We start from the raw sequence: 16,213 nt of genomic DNA, 5'->3' as shown, positions 1-16,213 counted from the left end.
GAATTGTAACTTGATTGTGTCGATCTCTTGACAAAAGAGGACCCTCCTTTTAAAATGTTTATATCTTGATAGTCAAGATAATTAATAAACAAGATGCTTGATGAACATCTAATTAATTGTCTTGATTTTATCGAATTATTCACTAATTTGCAAAGGATATAACATCACGTGGTTTGGAATGAAGCCTGTGCACAATCCTTTAACAATTAGAGTAGAACTAAACATTTGGGAAAAGTGGAGGAGAAAAAGGAGCATGGAAAAGAAAAATAAAGTTGGGGTTATTATAGTAGCTCTATTGTTGGCCACCCTTATGGCATCAATGGATAATACTATACTTGCAACCGCAATGGGAACCATTGTAGGTGACCTTGGCGGTTTTGACAAATTGATGTGGGTTACGTCCGCTTATATGATAGCTGAGATGGCGGGTATGCCGATTTTCGGTAAATTATCGGATATGTATGGACGTAAGCGATTTTTTATTTTCGGTATTATTGTCTTTATGATTGGTTCAGCTTTATGTGGTACGGCAAATTCTATTGTCCAGCTTAGTATTTATCGGGCAATTCAGGGTATTGGTGGAGGGGCACTCGTTCCTATTGCATTCACGATTATGTTCGATGTAGTGGCCCCAGAAAAACGGGGGAAAATCGGGGGGTTATTCGGTGCTGCCTATGGTATTTCCAGTATTTTTGGTCCTCTTATTGGCGCTTATATAGCGGATTATATTCATTGGTCTTGGGTCTTTTATATCAATTTACCCATTGGTGTTATTGCATTCTTTATGATCGCTTTCTTCTACAAAGAATCTGTTGAGCATTCCAAAGAGAAAATTGATTATCTTGGGGCTTTTACACTTGTAGCTTCAATCCTTTGTCTCATGTTTGCGATTGAGCTCGGGGGTAAGAAATATGCTTGGGACTCGACAATGATTCTGGGATTATTTATGGCTTTTGTTGTGTTTTTAATTGGTTTTATTTTTATTGAACGTCGTGCAGAAGAGCCAATCATTACCTTTGGCATGTTCAAGAATCGTCTCTATTCTACGAGTAATGTTATGGCGATATTTAGCGGAGCGGCATTTATTACAGCCTCGGTGTACATTCCAATTTATATTCAAGGGGTTCTTGGCGGGTCTGCCACAAATTCGGGGCTTGTTCTACTTCCGATGATGATTGGTTCTGTTATCACTGCTGCTGGCGGAGGATTCTTGTTGTCTAAATTTAATTATCGCACGATCATGATTTCTACGTTAGTACTCCTTGTTGCAGGTATTGCTCTGCTTACCACACTAACACCAGACTCCTCCCGGTTTATGGTCACTATTTTTATGTTTCTGGTGGGTCTTGGCATAGGTTCATCATTTTCTGTTCTAAGCAATGCAGCGATTCATGGATTTACAGCAAGACAACGGGGTTCTGCAAGTTCGACACTTAGCTTCACACGGGAGCTGGGAATGACACTTGGTATTACGGTATTTGGTATTATTCAAAGTCACATTTTTTCGAATAAATTAACTTCCATGTTCAGTAAAGGAGGCGCGGCACCAGAAGGTGTTAATCTAAGTGATCCAAGTACAATTTTGACTCCCGACACACGGGCCAAAATTCCCTCTGAGGTTCTTGATAAAATCACCGAAGGATTATCTTCTTCTCTTGTTCATACCTTTGCTTGGGCGATTATTCCATCAGTTATAGCTCTAATGGCAGCATTTGTGATGAGCAGGGAGAAGTTTGATCCTGCTTCTGAGCTGGAAGAATTTACGGCATCGCATTAAGGAAATAAAAGATAAAATAAAAGCCTAAGTCCTTTGTTAATAAAGGCTTGGGCTTTTTTGATAAGAAGCTCGGCGATCCTATTTCTCTGAAATGCTATATCGAGAATGTAAATGCCAGATAAGCTCTCTACGGCTGCTGACACCTGCTTTAGCGAAAATGGATTTTAAATGATCCTGAACCGTGTAAGCAGAAATATGTAACTCAGCAGCCAATTCTTTAGTAGATAATCCACGAATTACTCCTTCAAGTAAATGCTGTTCCCGTTTCGTCAGATCATACGCTTCTGCAATGATAGGAAGCATATCTGCTGGACGTGCAGGCTCGAATGAAATAGCGATTTGCGTCTGACCGTCGTATGCATGAAGCCGGCTAGCCCGGATCACTAGATAAGGTCCTTCTGACATCCGGATACAGGACTTAGCCATCCCCGAAGATTCAGAGGGACTATTGATTGCTTGTGTGCTCACCGCCCGAATTGGACGTGGCAGGATATGGTGATCAATTTTTTCTAATGAACGAAGTTTCTCTAACCAGCGGTCTGCTGTAGGATTGGAGGAGAGGAGCACTAGTTGATCAGAAAGGACAGCAATTCCGGAACCGTAATCTTCTTCCAGCCAAGTCTGATTTCTCTCAGGCAACTCAAGACTGAAAGCCCGCATTCTTGCGGCAATCTCAGGAAGCATTAAGGCTATCCACTCACAATCCTCCCGCGAAAATACAGGCTGACCCGACTTTCTGTAAAGTGTCAGATATCCCCAACACGCATCTCCATGAACAAGTACAGCGCGTAATTCATCCTCAAATCCTGCCGGAGACAGTACTTTTTGATAGCGGGCACTCAAATCTGGCTGCCCTTCGGTTGCTTCATATAAAGTAGCTACGTGCACTTTACTATGAACCATTTGCTCATAGGGATTAATATCGTCTTCACCGTATTCGATCTGGAACAAGTGATGATGAATGGATTCCACGTTATCTTCTGTAACCGCACCTGTCGAGAGTAGTGTCTGTGGATCAACATGGGTACAGCAGGCAGCATCAAAGGGTACAGCCTCGCGTAAAATCGACAGTAATGAAGTACGGTAGCTATGTGAAGAATCAGAAACAGCACCTAACCGTATGATTTGTTGTTTAATATGATTAAGTTGTCTTATGGTTTTCATAGGTCAGCCCTCTAGTCATGGAGTATAAAAACAAGTATCCCACATTTATGGGATAGTGAATGTAAACCATATCCGTATAATTGAGAATGGTTCTTAATTATTTCTATTATATAGGATGCGGTGATAAAATGCAGAGAAAAGAAGATATTGTAGTCGTCGGTGGATATGGCCATGTAGGGCGTACCATTTGTGAAATCTTAGAGAAAAAATATCCTGGAAAAGTATATGCTGCAGGGCGAAGCCTTGTAAAAGCAAAGCAATTCAGTCAAGCAACTAATGGGAAAATTAAGCCGATGCAGTTGGATATTAATAAACCTTTACCTACTGATAAGTTAGAACGAGTGAAATTAATCATTATGTGCTTAGATCAAACGGATACGGATTTTATAAGAGCGGTGTTTCGAAGCGGTATTCATTATGTGGATGTATCTGCGAACGGTTTGTTTTTGAATGAAATTGAGAAATACAAGAGAGAAGCTGAAGACAATGGGTCAAGTGCTGTCTTAAGTGTAGGACTTGCTCCCGGCATCACTAATCTCCTGGCCCTTGAAGCAGAGCGGCAGATGGATCAGATTGAGGAGATAGAAATTGCGATTATGCTCGGATTAGGTGATTCTCATGGCAAAGCGGCGCTAGAATGGACAGTTGACAGTTTAGCAGCTAAGTTCGAAGTGAAGCAGGATAATCGCCAGGTTGAGGTGGAGAGCTTTACAGACAGAAGGTTGTATCATTTTGGTGATGAGATGGGTAACCGATATGCTTACCGTTTTCCATTTTCAGATCAACAGACACTTAGCAGAACACTGAAATCATCGTCTATCTCTACACGATTTTGTCTTGATTCAGCTGTAGTTACTAAAATACTGGCAATAACGAAAAGAACTGGAGCCGTTCGCTTACTGCAAATAGGCTGGCTGAAGAATTCAATTGTTCGTGTTATGGGGCGGCTGCATTTGGGGGATGATGGGTTCGCTATTAAGGTTGAAGCACATGGAAGAAATTCAGAAGGTCAATTACTTCATGCGGATTTTTTATTACAAGGAAAGAATCAATCTATCATTACGGCAAAAGTAACAGCGGCAGTAGCAAAACATCTATATGATTCACCACCCCCAGGTGGAGTTTACCATATTGAGCAGATGACTGATATAGCGTATATACAGAAGGAATTAGGATCAGCCATTTCTCTCAAGACTGCGGTAAACTAGTATAATATTAATCATATAGAAAGGGGCGTCTTAGAATGAATAGAAAAGATTGGGAGCTGTTGAACGGTCATAAAGCAGGAGTGTTTTGGTTCACAGGATTATCAGGTTCAGGAAAAAGTACACTAGCACAACAAGCTGAAAAAGAATTGTTTAAGCAAGGCATCCGATGTGCTGTGATCGACGGCGACCAGCTAAGAAAAGGTTTGAATATTGATTTAGGCTTTTCAGAAGAGGATCGTAAAGAAAATATGCGTCGCGCAGCCGAAGTAGCATCTATGTTTTTGGATCTAGGCTTTATAGTGCTTGTCCCGATGATTTCACCTTCTTCAGCTGCTAGAGAAGCGATTAGATATCGTTTTCAGTCTGGCGAGTTTGCAGAGATTTATGTGCAATGTTCATTAGAAACCTGCGAACAACGTGATCCTAAAGGGCTGTATAAGAAAGCTAGAAAAGGTGAAATTCGTGAGTTTACAGGTATTGATGCTATTTATGAAGCCCCTGAACATGCCGAATTGACAGTTAACACAGAGATTTACGATATGGAGAGCAGTGTGAATCTGCTAGTTGATTTTGTTACACATAATTACGCTAAAAAGATATAGAGGGAAGTTAACAGAAGCCTGGTCAAGTCGGGCTTCTTTTTTTTGCATTCTCAAATGGAATTATATCGCATAAAAGGGATCAAGGTGCTACAATATGAATGAATAAAATATTATTCATTCATATTGATGGGTGTTATTCAAAATATGCATATATGGAGGGGTTCAAATGAAAAAAGTTACTGCATTTATTGGGAATCAACAAAAACATGCGACCTTTGAAGCGGTTTGTGAATTTGGCAATAATTTAAAAGCATATGGTGATATTGAATTTGAGTATGTCTTTTTAAAAGATTATCGGCTTGAATATTGCCGGGGCTGCAAGATATGTTTCAATAAAGGTGAGGAATATTGTCCACTAAAGGATGATCGCGATGTATTGATGGAGAAAATGATCCATTCTGACGGAATTATTTTCGCCACGCCTAATTATGCATTTCATGTATCGGCACCGATGAAGACCCTCTTGGACCGGCTTGCTTTTGTATTTCATAGACCTCGATTCTTCGGGAAAACCTTCACGGCTATTGTCAATCAGGGGATCTTTGGAGGCAGCAAAATTGTGAAATACCTTAGTAATATGGGCGAGAATTTCGGATTTCAAGTTACAAAAGGCTGTGTCTTGACTACTTTGGAGCCAAGAACAGAAGTTGCGCAGAAAAAAATGACGAGACAAATAAAGAAGGCCTCCGAAAGATTCTATAAGGACCTTATGTCGCCCAAGACTCCAGTTCCTTCTTTTCTCAGATTAATGCTGTTTCGAATGTCACGTACAAGTATAAAAACAATGCTTGATGATCATTCCAAGGATTATCGTTATTACAAAGAACAAGGCTGGTTTGAGTCGGGTTATTATTATCCTGTTTCATTGGGTCCTATAAAAAGGACAGCGGGTCTGATCTTTGACTTTATTGGGAAACGTATAGCGAAGAATTCGTAACCATAAAGACACTTCCCCGTATAAGATATGAACATGACCGACAATTAACCAAAAGAGAAGTTGAGGTAATCCACCTATGAATGTGAATGTAACCGATCATGCCAATTCAGCCTATTCGCTAGCCGAGCAGAGGGCGGCTCAGTATTTTATTTCACTGCAATTGCAGTTCAAAGAACAAACTTATGTATCTACTCTCACTGAAGATATTCAATTATGGAAAAAACATCATATTCATCGCCGCTCATGGTTGTCATTTTTCTCTAGAGGGAAAAGGAAACCTGATTCGCAGGATTATCATAGGTATATAGGCTGGCTGAATCTTAACGGTAAATTGGATGATTATTTAGATCGCAGCGTGTCCTATTTATATATGAGGGATCTGGGCAAAGCCTTGGATTCTACTGATACACAAAACAGGATTCAGCGAATGGTTGCTGACATTAGATCTCAATTGATCCCAGACGATTCAACAACGATAAGAGATCAATCGGAATTTATGAGCTTGGCAGGAGTATATCGCTGGGCGCAGAAAGAAGGCGTCGAGACCGCCACCATCTGGGTGATCGACAAGCTAAAGAACGTATCAACCCAAATTCCGCAGGAAATGAATGCCGAACAAGCGCAGCGTAAGTTAATTAAGATCATTATCGGGGTCATTCTGCATGTAATGGAGGAAATGGGGGAGAGTACCCCACCTTTGGAACGTTCTAAGAAGCTTAGTGAAGCCATTAGACTTGGTTATTCTTATGGGCTGACTTACCCTTTTATTGATGATCTTCTCGATTCCAGTGTCTTAACGGTTCAAGAAAAAGAGCAATTTTCCCTCATGATACGCGACGCTATCCTTACTAGATCTGTGCCTGACCTTGGAGAATGGTCCGGAGAGAACATGGAATTCATTCGATACGTACATTCGGAGCTTAGTGAAGCTTTCGAATATATTAAAAGCTATCAACGTCCAGAAATGCAGAACATATTCTTCGAGCAATCCTTTGTGTTTTTTCAATCTCAGGAGCTGGACCGTGTTAAGGAACTTTCCAATGCTAAATACACCAATGAAGAGCTTTATATCCCCATTATCTTAAAATCCTCTTCTTCCCGTTTAATTGTCCGATCCGTTATTAGTGCACCTACAGATGATGGATTTGATCAACGCACTTTTTATTATGGTCTTTACAATCAACTGGCTGATGATTTTGCAGATATGTTTGACGATATGAAAGAGGGAGCGGTAACGCCGTATACCTATTTTCTGAAATACCGTGATCAACGTTCAGATTTGATAAACCCTTTTGAATTATACTGGACCGTCATCTCTCATCTAATCCATACCGTATATCACTCCGATGCCAAAACCCGTGAAGTGATTCTAGATCGAGCAATTAACGGTTTGAAGCGTTGTAAAGAACGTGTGGGTACTGAAAAGTATAAAGAGATTATGGAGATCTTTGCTTCGGGTCAACCCGAATTTAATCGTCTCGTGCAGCAAATGGTGTTGAAAGCTGATGATGTGGATTTTTTTGACAAACTACTAAGAGATCAACTGCTTACGAATTTAAAAAACAACAAGCAGGAAAAGGTGGATTTTCACAATACGATTCAAAAGGTTCGTGGTGAAATCAACAATCAATTGCCGATTAATAAACCTGTTGGGACACCAGCTATGAAAGAAATGTTAATTGATGCAGCCAATTATAGTTTAGAGGGTGATGGCAAGCGAATACGACCTATCCTGACTTGGGTTATGGGTGTGAACGAATACGGATTAAACAGCGCAGCAATTGTGCCGCTTTTGAGGTCTTTGGAATATATGCATACTGCATCCTTAATTTTCGATGATCTGCCCTCTCAGGATAATGCCCCCACTCGAAGAGGCCGTTCAACTCTACATGAGGTGTATAATAGCGCTACGGCGGAATTGACAGGACTCTTTCTAATTCAGAAGTCGATTGAGGAACAGGCATCCCTTCATACATTCGATGCTAAATCCGTAATTGCTTTAATGCAATATTCAGCTCAAAAGGCGGAAGATACCTGCATGGGGCAAGCGATGGATTTGAATTCTAAAGGAAAAGCATTGACGCTAGAGCAATTAAATATGATTTGTTTCTATAAGACGGGCATTGCGTTCGAAGCTTCACTAGTTATGCCAGCGATTCTTGCACAGGTTAAGGAGACAGAAATAGAAGCTTTGAAGAAATTCGCTTATCATGCGGGGATTGCTTTTCAGATTAAAGATGATTTACTCGACTTGGAAGGGGATTTACAATTACTAGGTAAGCCGACAGGGCAGGATGTTGAGAATAACAATGCAACGTTTGTCTCCATTCTGGGTTCAGAAGGTGCTAGAAAAGAGATGTGGGAGCACTATTGTCTTGCCATGGAGGCGTTAAAAGAGATCCCCCGCAATATCAATTTTTTAAAACATCTATTGAATTATATGGTTAATCGTGATCGATAAATATGAAAATGGAGTGTTGGCATCTTTGCCAGCACTTTTTTATGAAAAAAATCAATCGTTTTTACGTTCAGCTCCGTCTTACTTATAAGAACATCAGAACGATGACTTTATCCTAATACCGACACTGACAAAAAAAGAGGGGGTGTAGTGAGTGGTGGATAGGACGATGGACGAGGTCAGAATGGTTGATTTTGCCCGTATGGATGAGGAAGTTTTCTTTAAACGCCTGTATGTGGAGCATCGGAAAATGTACACCGTCGCTTATAGTTATCTACGAACAGAAGCGGACGCGTTAGAAGTTGTACAAGAGGCTTCATGTCGGGCCTGGATGAAACGTAAGAAGCTTAAAGATGAACAGTCATTTACACCTTGGTTGATTCGAATTACGATCAATTGCTGTATGGATGAACTACGACGAAAAAAACGAGTGATTCCTACGGAGAAGCTGGCAGAGGTTGCCACTCAGGAAATGAAAAGCAACGACCGGATTGATCTGGAACGCGCTATGAACAGGTTAAAGCCCAAATATCGGCATGTGGTACTTCTTAAATATTACAATGACATGACTACAATCGAAATCGCAAAAGTGCTAAAAAAACCAGAAGGTACAATCAAAACCTGGTTACGTGAGGGACTTAAACAGCTTCGTAATGTGCTGAAGTGATATGGGAGGTGAACAGAGTGACAGATAAAGAAGATCGTATTTTGCAGAAAAATGTTGATGAAATGAATCAGAATACTGAGACTTTACAGGAAATGAAAATTTATAACGCGATGCGAAAGGGAATTATGGAAGGAAAAAAACGTGAGAAACGCCGTGTTTATACCGCAGGTTTGGGAGTGATTGCAGCTGCAGCCGTAGCCCTATTATTTACATACTCTTCAATCGGATTACCGGCCAAGGAAGTGGCCCAACCTTCAGTTCAAACCGCCAGCCCTAAAAATACAGATGATTTTGCAGCTTATCGCTCATTTTCAAGGTTAGAACCAGCACTTGCAAGTGCTCTGGAACAGAATCTCGTGATGCCGGTGGGTCAGAGCGCGGAAAACAAGGGGTACCGAGTGGATGTAACTGGTGCAGTAACAGATGGAAGGAAGGTGTATATTCTATACAGTGTTCAGAACAATACAGACAAAGAAGTTATACATGCGGATTTTGCGCTTCAATATGAAGGCATACAGGAGTCGAATCTACATAAAGGTGCTGCACTAAGTATGCTTGCCAGCGATAACCGAATTCAACCAGGCCAGTCTAAGGATTTTATATACACCACTAGTCTTTCACCAACGATTAAATATTCAAAGGAAGTAAACTATAATGTCATTCTCACTGAAACTTCAGATAAGGCGCTACAATCCAGTAGTAATAAATACCGGACTAATCTGGATGTTGCTTTCGAACTTAATCCTGATATGCTCAAAGCACAGGAAAGAATTCTAAAAACGGATAAAACGCTGACAGTTGACGGGCAAAAGATTAAAGTGAATCTAGTGCAATATACACCGCTTAGTACCTATGCAGATTTGGAGTATGATCTGAACAATGATAAACAAATTTTCCAATTGATTAATCCAGTTCTGATTAGTACAAATGGGGGTGCTACCGAAAAATTATTTTACCCCGACATCGTCAACTCTGACAATTCTGAAGTCTATTCGGACAACACCAAGTTTACGCTGGTGTTCAGGAACAGCCAGAGCGGCCTAAAGCATCAGCCAGACACCGTTTCATTAAAAACCTTTGGTATCTCGGCAGTCGAAAAAAATAAAATGAAAATTGTTGTCGATCTCAATAAGCAGCAAATCATTGAAGCACCGGGAAGCGGCCTTGAGCTTGTTGCTCCAACGCAAGAGAATTATGCAGATGAAGGAGAGATCTTGTTGCGGCATACAATTACTGATGCCGAATATTTAAAATACTACACTAGACTTGCTGAGACTTTTACTGATGCGGAAGGAAATGTGCATAAAAGAGCAATCAAAACAACTTCGGCAGGAAACTTCGGTGGCTACATGACTTCAAAGGATGGTACAGCCGTGGATGAAATGCGTTATACTTTTGGAAAGGGAGCGAAAGATTATCCTCAACCACTAACGATTATGCTAGAGAAATATATCAATCCGATTATGGATACGCAAGCCGTAGAGTTATTTTCTAAGTAATAGATTAAGCTTAACGATTAATAATCTTGTATTTGTTGTAATCCTATAGGAGGTAGTTATGCGTAAATATAACACTGTAATCTTTGATGTGGATGGAACCTTAATTGATACAGAAATCGCTGTTTTGAGTTCTCTGCAAAAGATGTTAAAGGTGGATCACAACAAAGAGTATGAATTGTCAGAGCTTAATTTTGTGTTAGGTATTCCAGGTTCAGCTTCATTACCGCAACTTGGGATCGAAGATATTCATGAGGGCAATGAGAGATGGAATGTTTTCATGAAAGATTTCTATGATACTATTAACATCTTTGACGGAATTGTAGATGTAATGAGTTCATTACAGTCAAAAGAGATCGTTCAAGGAATTGTGACTTCCAAGACAAGAGATGAGCTAAATGACGATTTCGTTCCATTTGGCTTAACTAAATATTTATCATATACCGTTATCGCAGAAGATACAGCAAAGCATAAGCCACATCCAGACCCCTTGCTAGAATTTATTAGAGTATCAAAAGCAAACCCTGAATCATCTATTTACATAGGGGACACGATTTATGATTATGAATGTGCACGAGATGCTGGTGTCGATTTTGGATTAGCTTTATGGGGATGCAAGCAGCATGAGCATATTCCCGCGAAATATAAATTTGAAACTCCGCAGGATATTTTAAAGCTGCAATTGTAAAGTGAATAGGATGAATATAAAGCAGAGCGGCATTTTGCCCTCTGTTTTTTAATGGAAAAACCTTCATTGTATGTTCTTAACATTGACTCTTCTCTATCTTATCGTTAATATTACCTCTGTGCTTCATTGCCCAAAAGCCTAAAAGCTTAAAAGCTTAAAAGTAAGGAAGCACCGCAATCTTCGGATTTTATCCCAATCACAATGTTAAGGAGCACTATCGTTATGGACCGTCAGCTTAGTTTTTCAAAAAGTATGATTATCATCGCCTTTATTCTTGCATTTCTTTTTGTATCTATTTTCCTATTAAAAGCAGAACCTCATATCCCGCTTCTCGCAACCACAGTTGGCACAGCAGTCTTATTGGGTTTATTTGGCGTGTCATGGAAAGATATTGAGGCAGCTATCATCAAAGGCATACAAACAGCTATAATGCCCATTCTTATCCTCATGCTAATCGGAATATTGATCGCTGTATGGATGATGAGTGGTACGGTGCCTACACTTTTATTTTATGGTATGGATTATATTAATCCGAACTACTTTGCAGTAAGCGCGTTATATGTCACAATTGTCGTCTCTATGTTTACTGGAAGCTCATTCACCACCGTTAGCACGATTGGTGTAGCTTTGATGGGTATTGCTTTGACGACAGGGATTTCTCCAACACTTGCTGCTGGAGCGATTATTTGTGGAGCTTGTTTTGGTGATAAAATGTCACCTTTATCTGATACTACAAATTTCGCACCTGCAGTGGTAGGTATATCCTTGTTCACACATATTCGTAATATGATGTACACAACGATTCCAGCGCTTATTATAACTACTGTCTTTTTCTTGTTCGCACCAAAAGCCGATGCGATTGATTTATCGTCGATTCAGGGGATTAAGTTTGCTCTACAGGATGGATTTAGTATTCACTGGTTAACGTTGACCTCACCACTTGCCGTTATTATTTGCTCAATCAAACGAATCCCAATCCTTCCTACACTGATGGTTGGCATTGTCACTGGTCTTCTGATGACCGCTATTATTCAGCAGCAGGCAGAAATCGGTGTCTGGTTCAGTGTGATGCAGAATGGATACGAAAGTACTATTGCCAATGAAACCGTTGCTTCTATCGTTAACCGAGGTGGAATGCAATCAATGATGAGCTCCGTTTCACTTATCTTGATTGCTTTATCATTAGGAGGGCTAATACAATATTGTGGTGTCATAGAGGCTTTTTTTCACAAAATCATTCAACCCCTCAAACGTAAAAGCAGTATCGTGCTTATGAGCGGCGCATCATCCATTGCGGTTAATGGGATGACTGGTGAACAGTATCTTTCTATTTTGTTGCCCGGTCAAATGTTCAAAGATGAATATAATCGCCGAGGCATTCCAGCAAAGACACTATCCCGTACGTTAGAGGATTGTGGAACCCTTGTTAATCCTTTAATTCCTTGGGGAGTTAGCGGTGCTTTTTTTGCAGCTACACTAGGTGTACCGGTAATTGAATATATACCTTATGCCACCCTTCTGTGGTTAAGCCCATTCATCACGTTTGCGTATGCTTTGATCCCGAAGCTGCAAAAGAACTCGTTAGGCTAACCTTCTCTGAAAGAATGTATTTATTGAACGGATATAAAGAATAATAAGAGTGATTTCTGATTTATATCTGGGGAATTCAGCGGGGGTATTGATAGTGAGTCGCAATAAGTTGCAGGACAGAATCAGGTTAGCAAATGTCGAGACTAAACATGCAGAGCAATTTAATAATTTATTACGTTATGTATTTCAAGTGACGAATCGTGATTTACAAATCTTTGGTTGGGAAAATCGTGAAATCACCCAAGCGAAGCTGCCAGTTCTAAAGTATGCTGATGTAGTGGGTTGGTTTGATGGTGATAAATTGATTTCACAGTTAGCAGTATACCCATTTCAAGTAAATATTTTTGGGCGAATTTATGAGATGGGTGGCTTGACGGGTGTTGGAACCTATCCCGAATATGCTAATTTAGGTTTAATGAATAAGCTGATGCTGCATGCATTAACTAAAATGCGGGGCCGCAAGCAATCAATTTCTTATCTATTTCCGTATTCTATTCCGTATTATAGGCGGAAAGGCTGGGAGATCATTACCGATAAAATCTCATTTGAAGTTCCGGATACCCAGCTGCCGAAAACTAAAAAAGTTCCTGGAAACGTGGAACGGGTAACTATTGAACATCCAGATATCAAGGAGATATATGATCAGTTCTCCATGCAGCATCATGGAGCTATGCTTCGAAATAAGTTGGCTTGGGAAGAATATTTACGTTGGGATCTGGATGAAATGACGGTAGGCATCTATTATAACAATGATGATTTGCCCACGGGGTATTTGTTGTATTGGGTTGCTGAGGAGATCTTTTATATCAAAGAAATGGTATATATTAACGAAGAAGCTCGGGTGGGATTATGGAACTTTATAAGTGCACATTTTTCGATGATTACTCTTGTCAAAGGGGATATTTATAAAGGGGAGCCGCTTTCCTTCGTTTTAGATGATGGTGACATCAAGGAAACCATTGCTCCTTATTTTATGGCCCGGATAGTGGATGTACAATTATTTATCGAACAGTATCCGTTTAAAAAACAGGATAAAGAGGGTTGCCTTATCTTCACCTTGAGTGATCCGATGCTGGAATGGAACCGGGGTACATTTACGCTTAATGTGGATAAAGATGGAACAGGTGTTTTGCACGCAGGAGGGACTAACCCTTCCTTGTTGATTGACATTCCGACTTTAACCACGATGTTAATGGGCTATAAGCGACCTACCTATTTGGCTAGGATCGGTCGGATCCAGGCAGATGAAGCTACAGTTCAATTCCTGGAAGGGTTAATCAGGCCAGAACATCCTTATTTCTCTGATTATTTTTAAAAAGCATACTCTAATGAGTGTGCTTTTTTGTTCTTTTATAGTAGAATTGATTCTCGGCAACACTAAATGATATGGGGTGTAAGAATGGCGATTAATTTCACCAAACCAATGATCCAAAGGTTAGAACAAGAAATCATAGAGGTAGAGAGCAAGCTCAAAAACGTGAAGAACAAAAAGGAAAAATCCAAATTCAAAATTAATCAATTAGAACAGGATATGAAATTTAGCAAGTCTCACACAGATTTGAGCAGTAAAATGACGCGAATCAAAAAGCTTAACGATGAAATTAAAAACATGAATCGCCTGCAAGCTGATCTTTCCAAAGAATTAACAGCAAAGAAAAACTCGTTAAAAAAACTCCAGGTAAATGGAACCGCGCCTACTACAATTGATTCCACAAAAGGATAATCGATGATGGTTGCACAGATAAAAAACCGCGTAACTGGCGGTTTTTATTTTTTTACCAGCTCATCTGTATCTCCCCTTAACAAGGAAATCTCATGCTTATAGGGTGCGTTTACATATTTCTTTTCACCGATGGAGGGAGTCTCTAAGAGTTTGGGAATAGCTGGAAGTTATTCAAAAGAGACTCCACATTCACTACCTTTTCCAGCCATAGTTTCTAATGAAACCTGAACATTTCGTTTATCTGTTAGCACTTCGTTTAAGCCTTCCACGATCCGAGAGATGCCGGCTTGAGAGCCAGGATGTAGGACGATTTGGGTTGAACCCAAAGCTTCTGTTCTTATGATTTCTGATTGAAGAAACTCTATACTATGCTCAAAGACCTGTGCCGAAAGTGTATTTCCTAAGTTAACAATAAATGGAGCGTGTACAATAATATTAGAAATACCGTTATCTCTCATATGAGCATGTCCCGCTTCAATATTCAAAGCTTCAATGGGTTTGCGGCGTGTATTTTGTGGGGCTCCGGTATAAAAAAGGAAGGTGGTCGCTCCATAAGAAGCTGCCTCTTCACTAGCTCGAAGGAGCATTTTTGTTCCGGTCATAGACACATGAGAGCCTAGGAGTAAAGACATCGGGGTTGACACTTCCTTTCCTCAGAATACAGGAAGTTTTTTAGGGAAGATCAAGGTTGTCTTATCTGATCTATTATTTATGAGAGACAACCTTAGCGACCCGGAATTTAGCGCTAATTAGCGGCGAAAATAGTCTCGCCTTGAATTGGTTTTAAATCTTGCTCCCATTTAACTCTGATTGCCCGGGAAGTGAATAGATCAGCTCCATCTGAGATTTGGAAGTGTAGATGGGCCTCGCTCGTATTACCAGAATTACCTGTTAAGCCAATAACCTCCCCTTTTTCGACTTTATCCCCCGGTTTTACAGTAACTGACCCTTGTTTGAGATGCGCCAAATGACTATATTCCCCGCCATGATCAATGACAACGATATTTCCGGTAGCTTGATTCGGATTCATGACCCCAACTGGCTCATTGTCTTTAATGTCATTCACAACCGATACAACGGTGCCGTCCGCTGGAGCGAGAATTTTTTTACCAAAGGCATAATAGCTTTCATTTCTTAGTGGGTCTCCTTTATAGGAATAGTTATCTTTGGTTTGGATAAAATCGTAAGCGTAACGCTGGATTTCTAACTCATAATGATAATTCACAAGCACATTCTCGCCACCCCAAAACACATACCAATCCCCCTCAAACGGCAGCGCGTATTCATGTTTACTTAGTACATTGTCGGTTTCAGGAGAAGGGGTAAGCTCTTGAACTTGAATTAATGTAATCATCCCATCCGGATCAAACATCCCGACGAGCCCCTTATTGCCAGCATCACTAACCCATGTGCGTCGATCAAATCCATTAAGCTGCATGGTCGATGCCTTTTCCAATGTATGGATACCCTTTGTGAATTCTTTTCCTGTCTCTGTTAATTCTGTTTCACTTATTTCATCTTTTAAAGGCTGGTTAAAGCGGGCATACAACTCCTTGTACTTCCCGTCCAGTAGAATCTTTGATAGTTCATCTGGAGCAAATCCACTCAGAATGGCAGCTGTGGCCGGGTTTGTTGTCTGCTCCGCCTTTTCAGTAGTCGGCACATCAGCATTCTCTCCTCCACAGGCAGCCATTAATAAAGACAGTGACCCTACAGCCAAGGCAGTTCTTGTATTCAAAATAACTTTATGAATGATTTTTTTAGGTTTTTTGTACATATATATCGCCTCCCAGTATTACGATTGTAGCAGTCTATCCTTAGCTCTTCTGAAATTCTATATTAACACTTACATAATTTACTAGCTATTTAATGAATACGAATTAAGCTTCCGTTAAGATTAGTA

The 16,213-nt window shown here is 40.3% G+C and carries 13 protein-coding genes and 1 pseudogene; 11 read left to right on the top strand and 3 right to left on the bottom strand.

The genetic code is table 11. The features are described from left to right. Positions 1–253 precede the first annotated feature (253 nt). Entirely contained in the window at positions 254–1,777 is a 1,524-nt protein-coding gene (locus tag MKY63_RS26590) for an MDR family MFS transporter (protein WP_038570903.1), read from the top strand. Positions 1,778–1,855: 78 nt separating this feature from the next. Here the strand turns inward: MKY63_RS26590 and MKY63_RS26585 are convergent, their stop codons facing one another. Continuing rightward, positions 1,856–2,941 carry a helix-turn-helix transcriptional regulator gene (locus MKY63_RS26585; protein ID WP_076316227.1) on the bottom strand — a complete coding sequence of 362 codons (1,086 nt, stop codon included), beginning with the start codon at positions 2,939–2,941 and terminating at the stop codon, positions 1,856–1,858. A 128-nt stretch (positions 2,942–3,069) separates the two neighbouring features. On the opposite strand from MKY63_RS26585, the gene MKY63_RS26580 reads away from it, so the two are divergent. The 10 genes from MKY63_RS26580 (at position 3,070) to MKY63_RS26535 (ending at position 14,310) form a co-directional block, all read left to right on the top strand. Further along, positions 3,070–4,149, top strand: a complete 1,080-nt coding sequence (locus tag MKY63_RS26580; RefSeq protein ID WP_076316228.1) for a saccharopine dehydrogenase NADP-binding domain-containing protein — start codon at positions 3,070–3,072, stop codon at positions 4,147–4,149. Positions 4,150–4,184: 35 nt separating this feature from the next. Then, positions 4,185–4,751: an adenylyl-sulfate kinase gene (cysC, locus tag MKY63_RS26575; RefSeq protein ID WP_339810446.1), complete on the top strand. Its 567-nt coding sequence runs from the start codon at positions 4,185–4,187 to the stop codon at positions 4,749–4,751. Positions 4,752–4,917: 166 nt separating this feature from the next. Then, entirely contained in the window at positions 4,918–5,688 is a 771-nt protein-coding gene (locus tag MKY63_RS26570; RefSeq protein ID WP_076316230.1) for a flavodoxin family protein, read from the top strand. Positions 5,689–5,764: 76 nt separating this feature from the next. After that, positions 5,765–8,149 carry a polyprenyl synthetase family protein gene (locus tag MKY63_RS26565; protein WP_076316231.1) on the top strand — a complete coding sequence of 795 codons (2,385 nt, stop codon included), beginning with the start codon at positions 5,765–5,767 and terminating at the stop codon, positions 8,147–8,149. A 166-nt stretch (positions 8,150–8,315) separates the two neighbouring features. Then, positions 8,316–8,813, top strand: coding sequence for an RNA polymerase sigma factor (locus MKY63_RS26560; RefSeq protein WP_036678355.1), 498 nt, complete (start codon positions 8,316–8,318; stop codon positions 8,811–8,813). Between the two features lie 17 nt (positions 8,814–8,830). Next, positions 8,831–10,312, top strand: coding sequence for a DUF4179 domain-containing protein (locus MKY63_RS26555; protein WP_076316232.1), 1,482 nt, complete (start codon positions 8,831–8,833; stop codon positions 10,310–10,312). A gap of 58 nt (positions 10,313–10,370) precedes the next feature. Beyond that, the gene (locus MKY63_RS26550) at positions 10,371–10,997 is read left to right on the top strand and encodes an HAD family hydrolase (protein ID WP_076316233.1); all 627 of its coding nucleotides are present in this window, start codon (positions 10,371–10,373) and stop codon (positions 10,995–10,997) included. A 222-nt stretch (positions 10,998–11,219) separates the two neighbouring features. Beyond that, positions 11,220–12,587, top strand: a complete 1,368-nt coding sequence (nhaC, locus tag MKY63_RS26545) for a Na+/H+ antiporter NhaC (protein WP_076316234.1) — start codon at positions 11,220–11,222, stop codon at positions 12,585–12,587. A gap of 94 nt (positions 12,588–12,681) precedes the next feature. Further along, complete coding sequence (locus MKY63_RS26540) at positions 12,682–13,902, top strand: GNAT family N-acetyltransferase (RefSeq protein WP_036677937.1); 1,221 nt, start codon at positions 12,682–12,684, stop codon at positions 13,900–13,902. Between the two features lie 84 nt (positions 13,903–13,986). Continuing rightward, positions 13,987–14,310, top strand: coding sequence for a hypothetical protein (locus MKY63_RS26535; RefSeq protein ID WP_036677934.1), 324 nt, complete (start codon positions 13,987–13,989; stop codon positions 14,308–14,310). A gap of 44 nt (positions 14,311–14,354) precedes the next feature. Here the strand turns inward: MKY63_RS26535 and MKY63_RS26530 are convergent. Beyond that, positions 14,355–14,942: pseudogene (locus MKY63_RS26530) on the bottom strand (TIM barrel protein). Between the two features lie 113 nt (positions 14,943–15,055). Then, complete coding sequence (locus MKY63_RS26525) at positions 15,056–16,087, bottom strand: M23 family metallopeptidase (protein WP_076274458.1); 1,032 nt, start codon at positions 16,085–16,087, stop codon at positions 15,056–15,058. Positions 16,088–16,213: the final 126 nt, after the last annotated feature.

It is taken from the genome of Paenibacillus sp. FSL R7-0189, from assembly GCF_037969925.1.
GTDB lineage: Bacteria > Bacillota > Bacilli > Paenibacillales > Paenibacillaceae > Paenibacillus_AQ > Paenibacillus_AQ odorifer.
Note: the sequence above shows the minus strand (reverse complement) of the source record. Positions and strands in the feature narration are given on the sequence as shown.

Bases quoted from the DNA above. Each gene is read 5' to 3' on its own strand.
- MKY63_RS26590 (WP_038570903.1), top strand. From the start codon at position 254: ATGGAAAAGAAAAATAAAGTTGGGGTTATTATAGTAGCTCTATTGTTG.
- MKY63_RS26585 (WP_076316227.1), bottom strand. From the start codon at position 2,941: ATGAAAACCATAAGACAACTTAATCATATTAAACAACAAATCATACGG.
- MKY63_RS26580 (WP_076316228.1), top strand. From the start codon at position 3,070: ATGCAGAGAAAAGAAGATATTGTAGTCGTCGGTGGATATGGCCATGTA.
- cysC (WP_339810446.1), top strand. From the start codon at position 4,185: ATGAATAGAAAAGATTGGGAGCTGTTGAACGGTCATAAAGCAGGAGTG.
- MKY63_RS26570 (WP_076316230.1), top strand. From the start codon at position 4,918: ATGAAAAAAGTTACTGCATTTATTGGGAATCAACAAAAACATGCGACC.
- MKY63_RS26565 (WP_076316231.1), top strand. From the start codon at position 5,765: ATGAATGTGAATGTAACCGATCATGCCAATTCAGCCTATTCGCTAGCC.
- MKY63_RS26560 (WP_036678355.1), top strand. From the start codon at position 8,316: ATGGACGAGGTCAGAATGGTTGATTTTGCCCGTATGGATGAGGAAGTT.
- MKY63_RS26550 (WP_076316233.1), top strand. From the start codon at position 10,371: ATGCGTAAATATAACACTGTAATCTTTGATGTGGATGGAACCTTAATT.
- nhaC (WP_076316234.1), top strand. From the start codon at position 11,220: ATGGACCGTCAGCTTAGTTTTTCAAAAAGTATGATTATCATCGCCTTT.
- MKY63_RS26535 (WP_036677934.1), top strand. From the start codon at position 13,987: ATGGCGATTAATTTCACCAAACCAATGATCCAAAGGTTAGAACAAGAA.
- MKY63_RS26525 (WP_076274458.1), bottom strand. From the start codon at position 16,087: ATGTACAAAAAACCTAAAAAAATCATTCATAAAGTTATTTTGAATACA.